General features: G+C 72.0%; 20 protein-coding genes. 10 read left to right on the top strand and 10 right to left on the bottom strand.

The window, feature by feature from the left end:
- Positions 1–211: 211 nt before the first annotated feature.
- Positions 212–553, top strand: coding sequence for a VOC family protein (locus tag DLJ59_RS24475; RefSeq protein WP_244236202.1), 342 nt, complete (start codon positions 212–214; stop codon positions 551–553).
- A gap of 7 nt (positions 554–560) precedes the next feature.
- Here the strand turns inward: DLJ59_RS24475 and DLJ59_RS24470 are convergent, their stop codons facing one another.
- The 3 genes from DLJ59_RS24470 to DLJ59_RS24460 all read right to left on the bottom strand — a co-directional run bounded on the left by DLJ59_RS24470 (position 561) and on the right by DLJ59_RS24460 (position 2282).
- Positions 561–1205, bottom strand: coding sequence for a dihydrofolate reductase family protein (locus DLJ59_RS24470; protein ID WP_124774951.1), 645 nt, complete (start codon positions 1203–1205; stop codon positions 561–563).
- Positions 1206–1239: 34 nt separating this feature from the next.
- On the bottom strand, positions 1240–1944 hold the full coding sequence (locus tag DLJ59_RS24465) for a dihydrofolate reductase family protein (RefSeq protein WP_124774950.1): 705 nt from the start codon (positions 1942–1944) through the stop codon (positions 1240–1242).
- 143 nt (positions 1945–2087) lie between these two features.
- Entirely contained in the window at positions 2088–2282 is a 195-nt protein-coding gene (locus DLJ59_RS24460; protein ID WP_124774949.1) for a hypothetical protein, read from the bottom strand.
- A 56-nt stretch (positions 2283–2338) separates the two neighbouring features.
- On the opposite strand from DLJ59_RS24460, the gene DLJ59_RS24455 reads away from it, so the two are divergent.
- Entirely contained in the window at positions 2339–3220 is an 882-nt protein-coding gene (locus DLJ59_RS24455) for an LLM class flavin-dependent oxidoreductase (protein WP_124774948.1), read from the top strand.
- 34 nt (positions 3221–3254) lie between these two features.
- Here the strand turns inward: DLJ59_RS24455 and DLJ59_RS24450 are convergent, their stop codons facing one another.
- From DLJ59_RS24450 to DLJ59_RS24440, 3 genes are read right to left on the bottom strand one after another with little or no spacing between them, the layout of a single operon-like run.
- On the bottom strand, positions 3255–3686 hold the full coding sequence (locus DLJ59_RS24450) for an ASCH domain-containing protein (RefSeq protein ID WP_124774947.1): 432 nt from the start codon (positions 3684–3686) through the stop codon (positions 3255–3257).
- Between the two features lie 57 nt (positions 3687–3743).
- Positions 3744–4790 carry a questin oxidase family protein gene (locus DLJ59_RS24445; protein ID WP_124774946.1) on the bottom strand — a complete coding sequence of 349 codons (1047 nt, stop codon included), beginning with the start codon at positions 4788–4790 and terminating at the stop codon, positions 3744–3746.
- Positions 4791–4823: 33 nt separating this feature from the next.
- Complete coding sequence (locus tag DLJ59_RS24440) at positions 4824–5375, bottom strand: phosphoribosyltransferase family protein (protein ID WP_124774945.1); 552 nt, start codon at positions 5373–5375, stop codon at positions 4824–4826.
- 187 nt (positions 5376–5562) lie between these two features.
- On the opposite strand from DLJ59_RS24440, the gene DLJ59_RS24435 reads away from it, so the two are divergent.
- The 4 genes from DLJ59_RS24435 (at position 5563) to DLJ59_RS24420 (ending at position 9893) form a co-directional block, all read left to right on the top strand.
- Positions 5563–6195, top strand: coding sequence for a septal ring lytic transglycosylase RlpA family protein (locus tag DLJ59_RS24435; RefSeq protein ID WP_208648822.1), 633 nt, complete (start codon positions 5563–5565; stop codon positions 6193–6195).
- Between the two features lie 104 nt (positions 6196–6299).
- Positions 6300–7424, top strand: a complete 1125-nt coding sequence (locus tag DLJ59_RS24430) for a PP2C family protein-serine/threonine phosphatase (RefSeq protein ID WP_124774965.1) — start codon at positions 6300–6302, stop codon at positions 7422–7424.
- Between the two features lie 129 nt (positions 7425–7553).
- A complete protein-coding gene (locus DLJ59_RS24425) occupies positions 7554–9410 on the top strand; it encodes an acyl-CoA dehydrogenase (RefSeq protein ID WP_124774943.1) in 1857 nt (618 codons plus the stop codon).
- Between the two features lie 213 nt (positions 9411–9623).
- Entirely contained in the window at positions 9624–9893 is a 270-nt protein-coding gene (locus tag DLJ59_RS24420) for a DUF6458 family protein (protein WP_030332052.1), read from the top strand.
- 58 nt (positions 9894–9951) lie between these two features.
- Here DLJ59_RS24420 and DLJ59_RS24415 read toward each other — a convergent pair whose 3' ends face one another.
- Positions 9952–10491, bottom strand: coding sequence for a SixA phosphatase family protein (locus DLJ59_RS24415; RefSeq protein ID WP_124774942.1), 540 nt, complete (start codon positions 10489–10491; stop codon positions 9952–9954).
- 112 nt (positions 10492–10603) lie between these two features.
- Here DLJ59_RS24415 and DLJ59_RS24410 point away from each other — a divergent pair, with 112 nt between their 5' ends.
- Complete coding sequence (locus DLJ59_RS24410) at positions 10604–10891, top strand: DUF6458 family protein (RefSeq protein ID WP_124774941.1); 288 nt, start codon at positions 10604–10606, stop codon at positions 10889–10891.
- Between the two features lie 113 nt (positions 10892–11004).
- Here the strand turns inward: DLJ59_RS24410 and trhA are convergent, their stop codons facing one another.
- Positions 11005–11682, bottom strand: a complete 678-nt coding sequence (gene trhA / locus DLJ59_RS24405) for a PAQR family membrane homeostasis protein TrhA (protein ID WP_124774940.1) — start codon at positions 11680–11682, stop codon at positions 11005–11007.
- 107 nt (positions 11683–11789) lie between these two features.
- Here trhA and DLJ59_RS24400 point away from each other — a divergent pair, with 107 nt between their 5' ends.
- From DLJ59_RS24400 to DLJ59_RS24390, 3 genes are read left to right on the top strand one after another with little or no spacing between them, the layout of a single operon-like run.
- Complete coding sequence (locus DLJ59_RS24400) at positions 11790–12431, top strand: 5-oxoprolinase subunit B family protein (protein ID WP_124774939.1); 642 nt, start codon at positions 11790–11792, stop codon at positions 12429–12431.
- Entirely contained in the window at positions 12428–13291 is an 864-nt protein-coding gene (locus tag DLJ59_RS24395) for a 5-oxoprolinase subunit C family protein (protein WP_124774938.1), read from the top strand. The genes DLJ59_RS24400 and DLJ59_RS24395 overlap by 4 nt, the downstream gene beginning before the upstream one ends.
- Positions 13275–14024 (top strand): LamB/YcsF family protein, encoded by a 750-nt coding sequence (locus DLJ59_RS24390; RefSeq protein WP_124774937.1) that lies wholly within the window; start codon positions 13275–13277, stop codon positions 14022–14024. The genes DLJ59_RS24395 and DLJ59_RS24390 overlap by 17 nt, the downstream gene beginning before the upstream one ends.
- Before the next feature lie 32 nt (positions 14025–14056).
- Here DLJ59_RS24390 and DLJ59_RS24385 read toward each other — a convergent pair whose 3' ends face one another.
- Together DLJ59_RS24385 and DLJ59_RS36445 are read right to left on the bottom strand one after the other, a co-directional pair.
- Complete coding sequence (locus DLJ59_RS24385) at positions 14057–15895, bottom strand: NHL domain-containing thioredoxin family protein (RefSeq protein WP_124774936.1); 1839 nt, start codon at positions 15893–15895, stop codon at positions 14057–14059.
- A gap of 199 nt (positions 15896–16094) precedes the next feature.
- The coding region (locus DLJ59_RS36445; protein WP_158630901.1) for an LppU/SCO3897 family protein at positions 16095–18066 on the bottom strand (1972 nt) is incomplete at its 5' end.

Raw genomic sequence — 18066 nt, 5'->3', positions numbered from 1 at the left:
GCCGCGGCGAAGGACGGGGAGAGGATCGCCAGGTGGTCCCCCGGGCGTGCCTTTCGAGGACGAACAAGCTCATGCTCCATGTCGAGATCCAACAGGTGTGCCAGCCGGTGCGCATCTCATTTCGGGATCGACGGTGGTGGTTCCTGCTGGACCTCGACACCGGCTAGGGTCCGCTTGGAGGTGGTTTGTGTTCACCGAAGCTTTTCCGATCGTGACGACACCTGACCTGCCACGACTGATCGCGTTCTACCGGGACGTGGTCGGCTTCGAGCTGACCTACCGCTTCCCGGACGAGGGTGTCCCGGAGTTCGTCGCCCTGCGGCTGGGCAGCAGCGAGCTCGGCCTGGCCGCCAACCCGGAGGCTGGCGGGCCGGCCGACTCGCACCGCTGGGAGTTGTGCGTCTACGCCGACGACTGCGACGCGGCCGTGGGCGCGCTGCGCACCGGTGGGGCGACAGTCACCGAGGAGCCGGTCGACCAGCCCTGGGGTGAGCGCTCCGCCCGGGTCACCGACCCCGACGGCAACCGGTTGCTGGTGTTGGCCCGGCTCTGAGTGCGCGTCATCGTTTCCAGAAGAGGAGGTGGGTGACTCCGCTGGGGCTGGGCACCGACTCGAGGTGGAAGCGGTCGAGCAGTTCGTCGGGGCTGTCCCACAACCGCTCGCCCCGGTGCAGGTCGACGGGCGCGACGGCGATGTGCATCGTGTCGACCAGATCGGCCGCGAGGAACTCGCGGATGGTCGCGACCCCACCACCGAGGCGTACGTCCCGACCGGCGGCTGCCTGTTTCGCCCGGGCCAGCGCCTCGGCCGGGCTGGCGTTGAGGAAGTGGAACGAGGTGTCGGCCAGTGTGAATGACGGGCGTTCGTGGTGGGTGAGAACGAAGACCGGCGTGTGGAACGGCGGGTTCTCCCCCCACCACCCCTTCCACTCGTGGTCCTCCCAGGGGCCACGCTGGGGGCCGAACTTGTTGCGACCCATGATCTCCGCGCCGATGTTGCACTCGGCGTCGCGGGTCAGGTAGTCGTCCAGGCCGCGTGTGCCGCCCGGTTCGGTGCGGTACACGAAGCTGGCGGTGGCGGCACGCCAGGAGAACAGCGGGGTGGGGTCCGCGTGGCCGAAGGGCCGTTCCAGGCTCTGCCCCTCTCCGGTACCGAACCCGTCACGCGAAACGTTGAAGCACTGCACCCGCAGCAGTTGCGGCATGGTGTCGGTCTCCTCTTCTGCGATGGTCGGCGGTTCAGTTGGCGATCACCGTCGGGCCGCCGCCGCTGCCCCGGTCGTCGAGCACGAGTGGGGCGCGACCGCGCACCGCGTACCGGATGTGGGTCACCTGCGGGGTGGCAAGGACCCGGGTCGGGGTCAGCTCGACGCCCTCCCGGTCGCCCAGGTCGAGGTCCGCGTCGAAGAGCCGCAGGCCGGTGCCGAAAACGACCGGTACGACGTGCAGCTCCAACTCGTCGAGCAGGCCAGCCTTGAGCACCTCCCGTACCAGGCTGCCGCCCCCGGCCACCGCGACGTCCTTGCCGCCGGCCACGGCCCGTGCCTGCTCGACGGCGCTGGCCACGCCATCGGTGACGTAGGTGAAGCTGGTGCCGCCGCCCTTCACCAGCCGCTGGCGGGGGCGGTGGGTGACGACGAAGACCGGTGCGCGGAACGGCGGTTCCTCACCCCAGGGGATCTCACCCCCGTCGGCCATCCGGCGCCCCATCACGTACGCGCCGGCCGCGCCGAACGACTCGGCGATCACCTCGGAGTTGGTGTCCTGTTCTCCGCCGGCGAAGCCCTGCCGTTCGCGCCAGGCCGCCGCTTCGGTTGCCCACCGGGTTACCCGGAAGAACTTGGCGCTCTCCGCCGAGTCCATCCAGTCGCCGCTTCCGTCGAACCGTGGGCCGGCGTAGAAACCGTCCAACGACACCGACAGCTGTGCGGTCACCTTCGTCATCGCGCTGGTCCTCTCCTCGGGCGGCACCCGGCCGGGTGCCGCTCCCTGAGGGATCGGAGCCGAACCGGATGTCCCTACCGCAGATGAGTGTGACCCGTGTCACCTCCGGGTTCAGCCGCCACACCCCGGCGGCAGCGGTGGGTCTACGACTTTCGGTCGGCGATCGCCGCCTCGACCCGCAGACCGAGACCGGTCAGGACCAGGAACGCGGCCAGGATGTGTGGCTCGAGCCTGCCGTAGTCGGACGCCATGGTGACTAGTGCGGTCATGAAGCCGGCCACCAGCGACACGGTGCCGAACGCTCGCACGGTGCCGACCCGCTGCGCCTGTAGGTCCACAGCGGAACCCTAGCGAGAGCCTGGCCCCGGTGGTGTCCCCGGCTAGGCTGGCGATCATGCGGATTGGCATCGTGATTCTGCCGGACCAGCGGTGGGCGGAGTCGCAGCGTCGCTGGCGGCAGGTCGACGAGTGGGGCTTCGACCACGCCTGGACGTACGACCACCTGGGTTGGCGTGACCTGGTCGACGGCCCGTGGTTCGACTCGATGTCCACGTTGACGGCCGCCGCCACGGTGACCTCGCGGATTCGGCTGGGCACCCTCGTGGCGTCGCCGAACTTCCGGCACCCGGCCGCGTTCGCCCGGCAGATCACCACGGTGGACGACGTCTCCGCCGGCCGGTTGCTGCTCGGCCTGGGCGCGGGCGGCATCGGCTTCGACTCGGCGGTGCTGGGCGGCGAGACGCTGCCACCGCGTCAGCGGGTCGACCGGTTCGCCGAGTTCACCGAGTTGTTGGATCTGATCCTGCGGGAGGACGGCACCACGTGGCGGGGTGACTGGTTCGCCGCGGTGGACGCCCGCAACAACCCCGGCTGTGTGCAGCAGCCCCGGGTGCCGTTCGTGGTGGCCGCCAACGGGCCACGGTCGATGCGGTTGGTGGCCCGCTTCGGGCAGGGGTGGGTGACCACCGGCACCGGTGACGACAACGACCTGGCGGATTGGTGGGCCAGCGTGTCGGCGCTGTCCGCGCGGATGGACCGGACGTTGGACGAGGCCGGCCGGGATCCGGCCAGCCTGGACCGCTACCTCTCGCTGGACGCGGCGCCGGTCTTCTCGCTCAGCAGCGCACAGTTCTTCGCCGATCAGGTCGGCCGGGCCGCCGAGTTGGGTTTCACCGACGTGGTGACGCACTGGCCGCGCGCCAGCAGCTGGTACGCCGGTGACGAGGCCATCCTGGTGGACGTGGCGACGCGGCTGCTGCCCCAACTACGCGGCTGAGGGCAGCCGCGCCCGCCGGGCTGGGACGGCCGGGTCAGGTGCCGAGGTCGCCGCTGGCCACCCCACCCTCGCCGCCGGAGACCAGCCGGAAGCGGAGGCAGACGATGGGGGTGTCGCCGTCGACCGGCGTGCCGAGCCGCGCCCAGTAGGCCGAGTGCCCAGCCCGCCACTCCTCGATCGAGCGGTCACCCTCGCCTTCGGCGTGGGCGAAGTCCCAGGGCACGTCGGCGAAGGGGACCATCTCGACTCCGGTGATCTCCACGACGCCGGCCAGGGCGTTGTCGTCGTCGACCAGGGCCAGGCGTTCGCCGACGTGCTCCAACTCCTCGCCCTCTTCCGCGTACTCGGCGTGCCGGCCGGCCGTCGCGGTCTTCACACCGGCCAGCACCAGGGTGTTGAGGGTTGTCCGCAGCTCGCCGGGGGTGCCGAGGGCGAGGGTGCGCAGTTCACCGATCCGAGGCCACATCCTGCCGAGGCTAGGCCAGCACCGCGCGGGTCGCCGCCGTAATACGCGTCGCCCCGCTCAGATCAGCTGGCCCGCGTAGCCGGGTGCGCTGAGGAGCTGCTCGTCACCACTGGCCGCGTACGCGTCGAGGATCGCGTCGGCCAGCTTGACCACGTGTTCGTCGCCGTGCCGGGCCGCCCGGGCGAAGACCTCTGACGGGGTGGCCGGGGTCACGATCGGTGGCGCGATGCCGTCGGCTGGGGCGTACACGGAGGTCATGGCCGCCGTCGCGGCCCAGGCCGCGGTGAGGCTCGGCGCCCACAGGCCCCGGTCCAGTGCCGGCAGGGTACGCAGCACGGCGGTCGGCGCGGTGACCGCGTGCACGAGCATGACCGGCGCGGCGTGCCCGAAGCGCAGGTAGTCCAGGCCGGCCCGGTGCACCAGCGTGGTGAGCCCACGCTCCGCGTCGGCCGGGCTCCGCACGGGGCGCAGCCTCGCGAGCGCCGGCTCCCATCGGGGTACGCCCGGCAGCTGGTCCAGCCGATCCCGGACGCCCCCGGTCTGGTCGTCGATCCGGGGCAGCCCGGCCAGCGCGGTCGCCACGTCGATGTCGTCGGTGCCCGGCTCTTCCGGCTCGCCGGCGAGCAGTTGGTCGGCGCCGGGGATCGGCTGCCAGCGGGCCGCCCAGTAGCCGAGGGCCTGGCCCAACTCGGCGAGCCGCTGCCGGTTCTCGTCGCCCTGGTCGAGCGCGCGTACGGCGTGCCCGACCCGGATCACCCCGTGCGTGGCACCGGCGGCGATGCCTGGCAGCAGCCGGGGCCACCAGGTGCCGAGCACCGCACGCCACGGGTGTTCGCGCAGTTGTCGGTCGAAGTAGGCCAACCAGTCGCCGGCGCGCTTCGGGTCGCCCAGCGCTGACCGCCAGTCGTCGATCGGGTGCAGCCCTCGGGGCAGCTCGTCGAGGCGGCCGAGGTAGTCGTCGAGCCAGCGGTGCACCCGGTGTGGGTGTCCGTGGCGGACCAGTGCCTCGACGGCCATCGGCCCGTGGTTGGAGAGCCAGCCCTGGTATTCGGGGCCGGTGCGGTGCAGCCGCTCGTACGCCTCGTCGAGAACTCCGTGACTCATCAACCGATCGTCGGTGTTGAACCTTGCTTCAGGTCAAGTGGGCAGATTCGCGGCGTCGATCAGGCCGGTGATCCGAAGGTCGGCCGCGACGTCGGGCGGGCAGTCCACGGCCACCACGGCGGTGCCCAGCACCTCGGCGCCCCGGGCGGCGCAGATGTCGTAGATGGCGCGTAGCTGCGCGCCGGTCCGCACCCAGTCGTCCACCACCAGCACCCGGTCGTCGGGGCCGAGGTGCCGCTCCCGGACGGCGAGGTCGACCCGTCGGCCCCGGTAGTCGGGTGGGCTCTGTGCCCAGGTGAGCGGCCCGGCCGGCAGCCGCCCGTCGCCGGGTTTGTGGGCGGCCACGAAGCCGACCCCGAGGGCGGTCGCGGCCAACGGCCCGAGCAGCAGCCCGGTGACGGCGGGCGCGAGCACCACCGTGGGCCGGGCGGTCCGGTACGGCGCCACCAGGGCCGGCCCCAGTTCGGCCAGCACGGACGGATCCCGCCACCAACCGGAGATGTCACTGACCAGGTGACTGGTGCCTGGGCCGGGGTCGATCCACTGGAACAGGGCGGCCAGGCGGTCGGTCAGATCGGCGGGCATCCGCTCATCCTGCGGCACGGACGGCGGGCGTGGCGACACCTGGGTCACCCGGCCCACCCCGGGTCGGACGATCGGCCACACGTACCTGTGCAAATGCGGGCATATCACCATGATCACGTTGACTTCGGAAGTGCTTCTCTCGTTACGGTCCGACCCGGTTTGTTCAGACGACGAAAGGACCGGGCCGGTGGCAGGCAAGCACTCCCGTACCCGCATCTTCTCCTCCCCGGCGGGCATCGTCGCCACCGCGGCGCTCGGCGTCGCCCTCGCGGTCGGAGGCACTGTCGGTGCCGTGCAGCTGACCTCCGGCTCCGACCAGTCGGGGCGGGCGGCTCTCGACCTCACCCCGACCACCGCCCCGAGCAGCCTCACCCCCAGCTCCCCGAGCGTCTCCCCGAGCGTCAGCGCCTCGCCCAGCGTGACCGCCAGCCCGTCGGCGACCCGGTCGCAGCAGGCCGCCTCCCGCAGCAAGGACCGGACCGCGTCGCCCAAGCCGAAGCCGACCGTCAAGAAGACCACCGCCGCGGCGAAGGTGCTGGAGAGCGGTTCGTGCGGCGCCTCGTTCTACTCCGACGGGCAGCTCACCGCCAACGGCGAGTCGTTCAACCCCGGCGCGCTGACCGCCGCGCACAAGACCCTGCCGTTCAACACCAAGGTCCGGGTGACCAACCCGGCCAACGGCAAGTCGGTGACGGTGCGGATCAACGACCGCGGCCCGTTCATCGACGGCCGCTGCCTGGACCTCTCCCGGGCCGCCTTCGCCACCATCGCGTCGGTCGACGTCGGCGCGCTCACCGTCCGCTACGAGGTCCTCGGCTGACCGGGACCGGCGACGCCGATTCGGCCAGCCGACTGGGCCGGCCGGACAGAACCTGCTCGGACGACGGGTCAGGTTCATTCACCGGTTCACCCGGATCAGGCAAACTGTCCCTCGTACCCACGCGACTCCTCCAGTCGGGCCGTCGCCCGCTGAGCCCCGGATCCCGCGCCGGCCTCGGCGCGGCCCTCGTTCTGCTCGCGCTCGTGTCGGCGATGGAGGCGGCGGACGGCCGTAAGGTGCACTACGTCGCGCTCCTGGCGGCCGCGCCGGTTCTCGCCGCAGCCATGGCGTCCTGGCTGGTGGTCCTGGGGGTGGGCGTCGCGGCGACAGTGGTCGGCGTCGGCTTCGCGCTGGTCGCGCCGAAGGTCTCGCTGGTCACCTCGGTCAACGTTGTCGCGGTCGCGCTCGTCACCGGGTTGGCCGTGGGGGTGGCCTGGGTTCGGCAGCGGCAGGCCGAGCGGATCGTCGAGCTGACCAAGCTCGCCGCGGTGGCCCAGCAGGCGGTGTTGCGCCCACTCGGGCCGCAGGTCGGCACGCTCTCGGTCGCGGGACGCTACATCTCCTCCACCGCGACGGCCGAGATCGGCGGCGACCTGTACGAGGCGATCGACACCCCCTACGGCGTGCGCATGATCATTGGGGACGTGCGGGGCAAGGGCCTGGACGCGGTCCGGCTGGCCAGCATCGTCCTCGGTTCCTACCGGCACGTGGCGTACGAGCGGGCCGACCTGCGGGCTGTCGTCGCCGACCTGGACCGCGCGGTGGCCCGTAACGTCGGCGATGAGGACTTCGTCACGGCGGCCCTGGTCGAAGAGCGTGGCGGCACCCTCACGATCGTCAACTGCGGGCACCCGCCGCCGCTGCTGCTGCGCCGGGGTGCGGTGATCCCGCTGGAACCGCCGGCTCCGGCGCCTCCACTCGGGTTCATGCCGCTGGTCCGTCCCCGGGTCGAACGCCTGGAGCCCGGGGACCGGCTGCTGTTGTTCACCGACGGCCTCGGCGAGGCGCGGCGGGACGGCGAGTTCTTTCCCACCGCCGACCGGGCCTGGCGACTGCTCGGCCATGGCACTGTCGCCGACGGGCTGGCGTCGCTGGAGACCGCCCTGGTCGAGTGGGTCCACGGTCGACTCGACGACGACATCGCGCTGGTCCTGATGGAGTATGTCGGTGCTCGTACCGGTGCGGCGGTGGCCGTCCCGAGCTGGGAGGTCGGCGCCACGGAGGGCTGAGCCCGGGTGGCCGTACCGCGGGTGTGTAATCGCCGTCACTTGGGTGATCCGCTTGTCGTTGCCTACCCGCGAGTAATACAGTCAGGGTTACTGATCGGTAACACCTGTCCGGAAGCGGGGCCAGCGAGCATGACCCACTACAAGAGCAACCTGCGGGATCTCGAGTTCAACCTGTTCGAGGTCTTCGGGGCGGACCGGGCGTTCGGTCAGGAGCCGTACTCGGATCTCGACACCGACACCGCCCGCAGCTTCCTCGCCGAGCTCGACCGCCTCGCCCGCGAGGACCTGGCCGCCAGCTACACGGACAGTGACCGCAACCCGCCGGTCTTCGACCCGATCACGCACACCGCGCCGCTGCCGGAGTCGTTCAAGAAGTCCTACCAGACATTCATGGAGTCCGAGTTCTGGCGCCTGGACCTGCCGCCGGCGCTGGGCGGCACCAACGCACCCCGCGCCCTCTGGTGGGCGCTCGCCGAGCTGGTGCTCGGCTCGAACGCCCCCATCTGGATGTACGCCTCCGGCCCGTCCTTCGCGCACGTGCTGCACGTCGAGGGCAACGAGCGGCAGAAGAAGTGGGCCAAGCTCTTCATCGACAAGCAATGGGGCTCCACCATGGTGCTCACCGAGCCGGACGCCGGCTCGGACGTCGGCGCCGGTCGTGCCCGGGCGATCCAGCAGCCGGACGGCTCCTGGCACATCGAGGGCGTGAAGCGCTTCATCACCTCGGGCGAGCACGACCTGAGCGACAACATCGTGCACTACGTGCTGGCCCGCCCGGTGGGCGTGGAGGGCGTCGGCGGCCCGGGCACCAAGGGCCTCTCGCTCTTCGTGGTGCCGAAGTTCCACTTCGACGAGGCCACCGGCGAGCTGGGCGAGCGCAACGGCGTCTACGCCACCAACGTCGAACACAAGATGGGCCTCAAGGTCTCCAACACCTGCGAGTTGACCTTCGGCGAGCACGGCGTACCGGCCAAGGGCTGGCTGCTGGGCGACAAGCACGACGGCATCCGGCAGATGTTCATGATCATTGAGTACGCCCGGATGCTGGTCGGCACCAAGGCCATCGCCACCCTCTCCACCGGCTACCTCAACGCCCTGGAGTACGCGAAGAACCGGGTGCAGGGCGCCGACCTGATCCAGCAGGCGGACAAGACCGCCCCCCGGGTCACCATCACCCACCACCCGGACGTACGCCGCTCGCTGCTGCTGCAGAAGTCGTACGCCGAGGGTCTGCGTGCCCTGGTCCTCTACACCGCCACCTGGCAGGACAAGGTCGCGCTGGCCGAGGCGGCCGGCGACGAGAAGGCCACCAAGCTGGCCAAGCGGGTCAACGACCTGCTGCTGCCGCTGGTCAAGGGCGTCGGTTCGGAGCGGGCGTACGAGTTGCTCGGACACGAGGCCCTGCAGACCTTCGGCGGCTCCGGGTTCCTCCAGGACTATCCGCTGGAGCAGTACGTCCGCGACGCCAAGATCGACACCCTGTACGAGGGCACCACGGCCATCCAGAGCCTCGACCTGATCTTCCGGAAGATCGTTCGGGACAACGGCAAGGCGCTGCTGGCGGTCGCCGGCGAGATCCAGGAGTTCATCTCCTCCGAGGCGGGCAACGGCCAGCTCAAGGAGGAGCGGCAGGCGCTCGGCAAGGCGCTGGCCGAGATCCAGAACATCCTCGGCGTGCTGACCGGTTGGCTGGGCGAGGCGCAGGGCGGCGACACCCGCGCGCTCTACAAGGTCGGGTTGAGCAGCCGGCGGTTCCTGCTGGCGATCGGCGACCTGGTGGTCGGTTGGTTGCTTCAGCGGCAGGCCGACGTGGCGCTGAAGGCGCTGGCCGGCGAGGTCTGCGCCAGTGACAAGGCGTTCTACACCGGCAAGGTGGCCGCAGCGCGTTTCTTCGCCCGCGAGGTGCTGCCCCGCATCGGTGCCGACCGGCGGATCATCGAGGGTGTGGACCTCGACATCATGGACCTCCCGGAGGAGGCCTTCTGAGCGGGCCACGGCACGTCTGACGGTTTCGGGTCGCACCACCCGACACCGCAACGGCCGGCGGGGCTGTCTGCCTCGCCGGCCGTCGCCGTCTCACCCGGGCGGCGGGCACGTATTGGGCGACCCCGGTCGGGTATGCCGATGGCGTGGCGGGTAACCGTCGCGTGACCTCGAAAGGGAACGCCCAGAGCCACCGCACGGGGGAGTGCAGCGCACATGGGTGTAGGAAGCGGCATTTTTCTCATCGCGATCGGCGCGATCCTGACCTTCGCGCTGAGAGCCAACGTCTGGTGGATCGACGTACGCGCGGTCGGCTGGGTGTTCATCCTGGCCGGGCTGGCCGTACTGCTGACCACGCTCTGGTTCTGGCAGGACCGGCGCAAGCGGGCCCGAACCCTCATCGTGGAGGAGAACCGGCTGTCTCATCCGACGGCGATGATGCCGCCACCCCCGGACCCGCCGCCACCAACCGCGCCGCCGTCCTGATCCCCGCACGGCCTGGACGCGTACCGCTGAGCCACCCGCCGACCAATCGGTGGGTGGCTCAGTCGCGTGCGGTGTGTCGAGCCGTGAGCGGCGCTCCCGCCCTGCTCAACTCCGGCCAGCCGGCCGACCAGCGGTGTACCGCCAGTTCGGCGGTGCGCAACCCATCATCGTTGACGCCCTCCGGGTCGAGGAGCACCGAGAGCAGCGATATGCCTGGATTATGGGCAATGAGCAGCGCCGTGCGGGCCGCCGGGTCCACCGTGCGGACCAGCGACAACAACTCCTCGGGGTGCGCGTCGTACGCGCCCGGCTCATAACGGACGGTCGGGCGAGGACCCGTCGGGCCGCCCTCCGGCGGTGAACCGGTCATCCCCATCGCCACGCCGTGCCAGGTCTGTCGGGTGCGTCGGGCCGTCGAGCAGATCACCACGTCGGGCAGCAGCCCGTGGTGCGCCAACCAGGCCCCGGCCGCAGCCGCGTCAGCGGTGCCGCGTGCGCTCAGTGGCCGCTCGGCGTCGTCGGCCGCGTCGCTGCCCTGCTCTGCCTTCGCGTGCCGCAGCAACACCAGTGTCCGCGTCTCGGAGTTGGCGTCCGTCATGTTCCCAGCTTGCCCGATTGGCGATCTCCGTGCCTGGGTAAGTCGATGGATGCCGCACCCCTACCGACGGCCGCGGCGCGACGTACGCCAGGTTAGAGCCGAGGAGCGAGACATGGGCATTGGTGGCAGCATCTTCTTGATCGCGCTAGGCGCGATCTTCGCGTTCGCAGTGGAAGCCGACCTGGGCTGGCTGGACCTGTCCGTGGTCGGCTGGGTGCTGATGCTCGCCGGCGTCGCCGGCCTGCTCGCCACCCTCTACTTCTGGAGCAACCGCCGCCGCGCGGTGGTCGCCGCGCCGGTGCCTGAGGAGCGCGTGGTGGCCGACCGGGTCGTTCCGGTCCAGAACGACCAGGTCGTGCAGGAGTACCGCGAGGTGCGCCGGCCGAGCCGGCCGGTCTGATCCTCGCTCACGCGCTCCGGGGTCCCGCAGCGTCGCGGGGCCCCGGCTCGCGTCCCCTGCCGGCTGCGGTGCGCGCGGACGGGCCGCCGCTGCCCGCAGGATCCGCCGTCCGGTCAGGCGAACAGCGCGAAGTAGATCGCGATGTGGTGACAGAGCGCCGCCAGCAGCGTGCAGGCGTGGAAGAACTCGTGGTGCCCGAAGACGGTCGGCCACGGATTGGGCCGGCGCAACGCGTAGAAGACCGCGCCGACGCTGTAGATCGCGCCACCGATGATCAGCAGCACCAGCGCCGCGACGCCGCCCCCGTGCAGGATCTCCGGCAGCATGGCCACCGCCACCCAGCCCAGCGCCAGGTAGAGCGGCGCGGACACCCAGCGCGGCGCGTGTGGCCAGACCACCTTGACCGCCACGCCGGCCAGCGCGCCGCCCCAGACCAGAGCCAGCATCACAGTGGCCGGCCGGGGCGCGAGCAGCATCGCGCACAGCGGTGTGTACGTGCCGGCGATGAACACGAAGATCATCGAATGGTCCATCCGGCGCATCACCTGATAGCCGCGCTCTGACCACACCCGACGGTGGTACAGCGCGCTCGTGCCGAAGAGCCCGCAGACCGTCAGGCTGTAGATCAGGCAGCTCACCAGCGGTGCCCACCCCGGCCGGGTGGCGGCGATCGAGCAGAGCACGATGCCGCAGACCACGGCGACGAAGAAGGCGTACGTGTGCAGCCAGCCGCGCATCCGGGGCTTACCGATGTCGACCGGCTTCAGGCGAAGCGGGGCGGAGGTGGTCACCCACTCAGGCTACGACACCGTAGGTTACTTGTAAGTAGTGGCGTTGGTGACACCCGGCACCATCATCGTGAACACCGGATCGGCACGACATCGGCGAGGATGAGCGGATGCGGATCCGACCCGTCGGGGCGCACGCCCTGCTACTCGACTGCACCACCCCCGCACTGGTCGAAGCATGGCGGAGCGAGCTGTGGCGACGTCGCGAGCAGGGCGACCTGATCGCCGTCGAGATCGTGCCAGCGGCCCGGACCGTGCTGCTCGACGGCCTGCCCGACCCGACCACCACGGCCCAACAGCTGACCCGATGGGCGTCCGCCGTCACCGCCGCGACCACCCGCCCCACACAAGCCAACCCCGAAGACGACGACGCGGCGGACGTGGTCGTACCGGTCTCCTTCGACGGGCCGGACCTGCCAAATGTGGCGCAACACTGGGGCGTGGACGTGTCGGCGGTGCGCCACCGGATCACCAGCACCAGGTTCCGGGTCGCGTTCTGCGGCTTCGCCCCCGGCTTCCCCTACCTGACCGGGCTGCCCGCCGAACTGGCGTTGCCCCGACTGACCACCCCCCGACCCCGGGTGCCGGCCGGCTCGGTCGCCCTGGCCGGCCCGTACGCCGGCATCTACCCGGGCGCGTCACCGGGCGGCTGGCAGCTGGTCGGTCGGACCGACCTGGTGCTGTTCGACGTGGCCGCCAACCCCCCGGCCCGCCTCAACCCGGGCACCACGGTCCGGATGGTGGCGGCGTGACCCACCCGGCCGCCATCGAAGTGCTCCGCGCCGGTGCGCTCACCACAGTGCAGGACCTGGGCCGACCCGGGTGGGCGCACCTGGGCGTACCCCGATCCGGGGCCCTCGACCCGGCCGCCCTGCGGCTGGCCAACCGGCTGGTCGGCAATCCGGAGCACGCGGCCGGCCTGGAGATCACCCTGACCGGCTGCACCCTGCGGCTGACCCGGGCCACCACGGTGGCCGTCACCGGCGCCGAGGTCCCGATCCAGGCGGGTGCTCGGCCCGGTGACACCGGACGCCCGCTCAGCGTGCCGGCCGGGACGGTGCTGCGGATCGGTCCCGCCCGACACGGCGTACGGAGTTGGCTGGCGGTGGCGGGCGGCATCGACGTACCACCGGTGCTCGGCAGCCGGGCCACCGACACCCTCTCCGGACTCGGACCACCCCCGCTGCGCGACGGCGACCGGCTGCCCCTCGGCGAGCCGGTCGACGCACCCGCGCCGGTGGACTCGACCTGCTGCCCCAGCCCTCCGCCGGAGCTGCACCTGACGCTGGGCCCCGGTCCACGCGAGGACTGGTTCACACCGACGGCGTTCGACCGGCTCCTCGGCAGCGCGTACACCATCAGCCCGGTGAGCAACCGGGTCGGCGCGCGGCTCGCCGGCGCGGCGCTGCCCCGCGCGGTCGCCGGCGAACTCCCCAGCGAAGGCATCGCGCTCGGCGCGGTGCAGGTGCCGGCGGACGGGCAACCCCTGATCTTCCTCGCGGACCATCCGACCACCGGTGGATACCCCGTCATCGGGGTGGTGACCGACGTGACCCCGCTCGCGCAGGCCCGGCCAGGTACTACCGTCAGATTCCATGGACCTCAACGCTGACCTGGGCGAGGGATTCGGCATCTGGCGACTCGGCGACGACGAGGCGCTGCTGAGCCTCGTCACCTCCGCCAACGTCGCCTGCGGCTTCCACGGCGGCGACCCGTCCACCATGCGGCGGGTCTGCGAGGGTGCCGCGAGACGCGGCGTCGCGGTGGGCGCGCAGGTCGGCTACCGGGACCTGGCCGGCTTCGGCCGGCGGCACATCGCGTACGACTTCGCCGAGCTACGCGACGAGGTGACCTACCAGTTGGGGGCGCTCGACGCGTTCTGCCAGCTGTTCCGCACCCAGGTCCGCTACCTCAAGCCGCACGGCGCGCTCTACCACGCGACCAGCACCGACGAATCCCAGGCAGCGGCGGTGGTCGCCGCCGTCAGCGGCTACGACCCCGAACTGCCCGTGCTCTGCCTACCCGGCTCGACGCTCGCCCAACTCGCCGTCGGCGCCGGTCTGCCGGTGGTGGCAGAGGCCTTCGCCGACCGCGCCTACCTGCCCACCGGCGCGCTGGTGCCACGCGGCAATCCGGGCGCGGTGATCACCGACCCCGAGCAGATCGCCGAACGGGCGGTGCGGATGGCCACGGAACGTAGCGTGGTGGCGGTCGACGGCACCGTCATCCCCTGCTCGGTCGACTCGATCTGCGTGCACGGCGACACCCCCGGCGCGGTCTCCGCCGCCGAACTCGTCCGCGCCACCCTGATCGACGCCGGCATCACCCTGGCCCCGTTCGCCTGACCGGAGGGGCCCAACGGGCCCCTCCGACCACGTCAGGCGTCCAGACCGCGAAGCACCAGCGGCACCCGGGTCACGGCCCCGTCGACCACCCGGACCGGCACACCCCAGTCCTGCCGGGTCAGATGACACGCCGCGTGCTCGACATCCGCGTCACAGGTCGCCGCCTGGGCGGTCACCTGGAGCACCCCCGCGGTGACCTCCCCGTTGAGCACCAGCCGGCGGGACAGCTCGGTGCCAGTGCCGGCACCCTCCACCAGCAGTTCCGGCGGAGACGCGGAAACCACCAACCGGGTCGACGGCCCGTACGTCTCGTCCAGCTTCTGCCCCGGCGCCGGGCTGAAGACGATGTCCAGGGTGACCTCGCCCGCCGCGACGTCGGTCGGCGTGCGCTCGGTGCGGTGCCGGGGACCGTCCACCGTGCTGGCCCCCGCCGCCGACAGGGCACCCGGCGCGAGCCGGGTCAACCGGTGCGCGGCCGACTCCACCACCAGCACCTCACCGGACGGCGTGAGCACCAGATCGCTCGGCTCCGCCAACCCGTCCGCCACCGTGGAAACCTGGTTGGTGGCCGGGTCGAAGCGGCGCACCGCCCCGTTGTACGTGTCCGCGATCAGCACCGAACCGTCCGGCAACGCGCACACGCCCAGCGGGTGCTGGAGCAGGGCCGACTCCGCCGGACCGTCCACGTGCCCGAAGTCGAACAGCCCTTGCCCGACGGCGGTGCCCAACACACCGTTCTCGACGTACCGGACGGCGCTGGTCTCGCTGTCGGCCACCCAGAGCCGGGTGCCGTCAGCGGAGACGGAGAGCCCCGACGGCTGGGCCATCCACGCCTCGGCCAGCGGGCCGTCGCGCAACGCCTCCACGGTGGTGCCGGCGTACATGCCGGCGGTCCGCTTGATCGGGTCGAACCACCAGAGCTGGTGGATGCCGGCCATCGCGATGATCAGCTTGTCGTCGTACCAGGCCAGGTCCCACGGCGAGGAGAGATCCACGGCGAGCGCGTCGTGGGCGTGGTCGTCGACCTCGGCACGCCACTGCCGGCCGCTGCCGGCCACGGTGACCACCTCGCCGGACTCCAGTCGTACGCCGCGCAGCAGGTGGTTGACCGTGTCGGCCACCACCAGGTCGTAACCGGCCACCTCGGCGACAGGCGTGGGCAGCAGGCACACCCCCTGCGGCTCGGAGAACATCGCCGCGGCGGCCGGCCCGTCCGCCCGGCCCCGCTCACCCGAGCCGATCCGACGCACCGGCGTCTCACCGTCCTGGTCGACCTCGACCAGCGAATGCCGGGCCGAGTCCGAGACCAGCAGGTTGCCGTTCGGCAGCAGCGCCGCCTTACCGGGGAAGCGCAGCGCGGTCTCCGGTGCCGGCGGCGGCACGTACGGGCCGTCCCCGCGGTGCAGGGTGCCCTTGGCCTCGTGGGTGGCGACCAACTCGTCGATCAGACGGGAAAGCCCCTCGGCGTGGCCCTCGCCGGCCATGGTGGCCACCACGTAACCCTCGGGGTCGATCACCGACAGGGTCGGCCAGGCCCGCGCCGCGTACTGCTGCCACATGTCCATCTCAGGATCGTCGAGCACGGGGTGGCGCACCCCGTACCGCTCCACGGCGGCGGCGAGCGCGTCGGCGTCCTTCTCGTGCTCGAACTTCGGCGAGTGCACGCCGATCACGACGAGTACGTCGCCGTACTTCTCCTCCAGCGGGCGCAGCTCATCGAGCACGTGCAGACAGTTGATACAGCAGAACGTCCAGAAATCCGCGATTACGATCTTGCCGCGAAGGTCCTGCAAGGTCAGATTCTGCCCGCCGGTGTTGAGCCACTGTCGGCCCCGCAGCTCGGGAGCCCGTACACGCGCTGTCGATCCCATGCCTGCCAGCCTGCCACGCTTCGTGGTTTCGGCAGCCGTGACCCGGACGACAACAGCGTGGGGCCTGTTGTCGTGGCGATCGTTGGCAGGTCAGCAGTGCGGTGCTCGGCGTGTCGGGTTGCTCAGCTGCCAACGATCAAAAGGCTCGGATACGACGACGGTGGGGTCACGGTTGCCCGTGACCCCGCCGCCGGTGGAGCTACTTCGTGGCCGGCTTCAGGCAGAGCACCCGGTTGGTGCCGTCACCCGGCAGCACCACGTGCGGCTGCGTCGTGTCGGTGCACTTCTCCTTGGCGTCCACCTTCGAGACGATCGTGAACGCACCCGCCTCGCCGCAGTCGGCCGCCGAGGCGCCGCCCTGCCCGGACTGCTTCACGCAGGTGCCGACCGCCGGGTCGAAGGCCGGCGTGTCGTTCCTCTCGCCGACCTCGCCGAGCAGCAGCAGCAGGCCGAGCGGCACCGCCAGGATGAGCACCGCGGCGATCAGCACCGCGGCCAGCACCCGGCCGTTGCGCACCTTCGGCGTCGGTGCCTCCACCTTCGGCTCGTCGGCGTCCGGCTTGAACGCGTCGAACCGGCCCTGGTCGGTCGGGCTGACCTCCTGGCCCCAGGCCGGCGCGGGCTGCGGCGGCGGCGGGAACGACGGCGGGAAGCCGCCGCCCGGCACCGGTTCAGTCGCCGGCTGGCCGAAGCCGGGGCCGCCGGAGCCGGGGCCACCGAAGTTCGGCGCACCGAAGGTCGACGTTCCGTTCACGGTGCTGGCACCGGGGGCAGGCGAAACGGGGCCGCCGAACTGGTCGGCCGGCGGCTCGGCATTGCCGTGCGGCCGAACGCCGTTCACCGGCCTGTTGTTGCCCGGGGCGTCGACGAAGGACGGCACACCGGGCGGGAACGCCGGCGGCGCCGACGGGGCGTCGTTGAACGAGTTCGGTGCGGGCTGCCGGTCGTCGAAGCGCGGCTCGGCCGGGGACTCGCCGCCCCAGGCGGAGCCAACCTGCCGCTGCACGTCGGCCTGCCAGTCCGGCATGGCCTGCTGCTGCTGGGCGTCGGCCTGCCAGTCGGGCATGGCCTGCTGCGGCGCGTCGTTCTGCCACTCCGGGGTGCCCTGGCGGTCGGTGCCCGGGTTGCCCTGGAACGCCTCCGGCTCCGGCTCGGCCTCCGGCTCCGGTCGAGCCGGACGGCCGTACACCCGGGGTTGCGGTGCGGCCGTGCCGGTCGGTCGGCTCGCCTGGTCGGTCGGGGGCATCACCCGGCTGGCCAGCGGCACCGAAGCGCTCGCCGTGGCCCGGGCCGCCGCGCCGGCTGCCGACTCGGCGTCCGACCCCGCTACGACCGCACGGCCCGTTCCGGACTCCGGAGAGGTACGCGGGGCGGGCACCACCGCGCCGCTGGCGGAGGCGTCCTCGGGGCGGCCACCGTACTGCGCGGCGGCGTCCGGGGTCTCCCGCTCGGCGTAGGCGGGCTGCTCGGGGATCGGAGCGAACTGGTTCTGGGGCGGGTAGTCGGCGGGCGGGGCGGCAGCCAGGCTGGCACCCGGCACGCGCTGCTCCTGCGGAGGTAGCGGCACCGCGTTCGCCGGCGAGATGCCCGGCGCGGGCCCCGGCTGGTAGGCCGGTGCCTCGTCGCCCCGGTCTGCTTCCCATCCGCCACGGGACTGGGCGGAAGCTTCGGCCTCCGCGCGGCCCCACACCTCACCGGGTGCCCACGGCTCGACCTCCGCCACGCCGCCGGAGTTGCCCTGCGCGGCGTTGTCCGGGTTGGCGGCCCAGTTGGGCGCGCCGCCGCTGGTGGGCACGCTGGCGCTGGCCCGGGAGGGGAGGTTGCTCGGCTCCGGGGCGGTCCACGCTGCCTGCTCCGGCCGCTCGGTCGGCTGCTCCGGTTGGGAGAGCACCCAGTCGGGCTGTTGCGGGCGGCTCTCGGCAGCGCCCCAGGCGGCCGGCTGCGCGGGCTGGTCCTGCCGGGCGTCGCTGCTGTTGTTCCACCCCGCGGGCTGCGCCTGCTGCTGTGCGGCCCACCCGCCGGAGTTGGCCGGGTCGTCCTGTGCGGGCCAGGTCGTCGTCGGGGCCGGGACCTGGGCGGCGCCACGGGCGGCGGTCGGCTGGGCGGCCTGACCCCAACCGGGGGCGGGCTGCTCGGTTGCTTCGGCGGGCTGACCCCAGGCCGGTGGCGAC

Origin of the sequence: Micromonospora inaquosa (assembly GCF_003857055.1) — a bacterium.
GTDB classification, from domain to species: Bacteria; Actinomycetota; Actinomycetes; order Mycobacteriales; family Micromonosporaceae; genus Micromonospora; species Micromonospora inaquosa.
This window is presented reverse-complemented; position numbering and strand designations above follow the sequence as displayed.

What these genes read in the sequence shown, in the direction of transcription:
- DLJ59_RS24465 (WP_124774950.1), bottom strand. Translation starts at nt 1,944, where the DNA reads ATGACGAAGGTGACCGCACAGCTGTCGGTGTCGTTGGACGGTTTCTAC.
- DLJ59_RS24420 (WP_030332052.1), top strand. Translation starts at nt 9,624, where the DNA reads ATGGGTGTAGGAAGCGGCATTTTTCTCATCGCGATCGGCGCGATCCTG.
- DLJ59_RS24455 (WP_124774948.1), top strand. Translation starts at nt 2,339, where the DNA reads ATGCGGATTGGCATCGTGATTCTGCCGGACCAGCGGTGGGCGGAGTCG.
- DLJ59_RS24440 (WP_124774945.1), bottom strand. Translation starts at nt 5,375, where the DNA reads ATGCCCGCCGATCTGACCGACCGCCTGGCCGCCCTGTTCCAGTGGATC.
- DLJ59_RS24390 (WP_124774937.1), top strand. Translation starts at nt 13,275, where the DNA reads ATGGACCTCAACGCTGACCTGGGCGAGGGATTCGGCATCTGGCGACTC.
- DLJ59_RS24400 (WP_124774939.1), top strand. Translation starts at nt 11,790, where the DNA reads ATGCGGATCCGACCCGTCGGGGCGCACGCCCTGCTACTCGACTGCACC.
- DLJ59_RS24415 (WP_124774942.1), bottom strand. Translation starts at nt 10,491, where the DNA reads ATGACGGACGCCAACTCCGAGACGCGGACACTGGTGTTGCTGCGGCAC.
- DLJ59_RS24470 (WP_124774951.1), bottom strand. Translation starts at nt 1,205, where the DNA reads ATGCCGCAACTGCTGCGGGTGCAGTGCTTCAACGTTTCGCGTGACGGG.
- DLJ59_RS24385 (WP_124774936.1), bottom strand. Translation starts at nt 15,895, where the DNA reads ATGGGATCGACAGCGCGTGTACGGGCTCCCGAGCTGCGGGGCCGACAG.
- DLJ59_RS24450 (WP_124774947.1), bottom strand. Translation starts at nt 3,686, where the DNA reads ATGTGGCCTCGGATCGGTGAACTGCGCACCCTCGCCCTCGGCACCCCC.
- DLJ59_RS24410 (WP_124774941.1), top strand. Translation starts at nt 10,604, where the DNA reads ATGGGCATTGGTGGCAGCATCTTCTTGATCGCGCTAGGCGCGATCTTC.
- DLJ59_RS24445 (WP_124774946.1), bottom strand. Translation starts at nt 4,790, where the DNA reads ATGAGTCACGGAGTTCTCGACGAGGCGTACGAGCGGCTGCACCGCACC.
- DLJ59_RS24425 (WP_124774943.1), top strand. Translation starts at nt 7,554, where the DNA reads ATGACCCACTACAAGAGCAACCTGCGGGATCTCGAGTTCAACCTGTTC.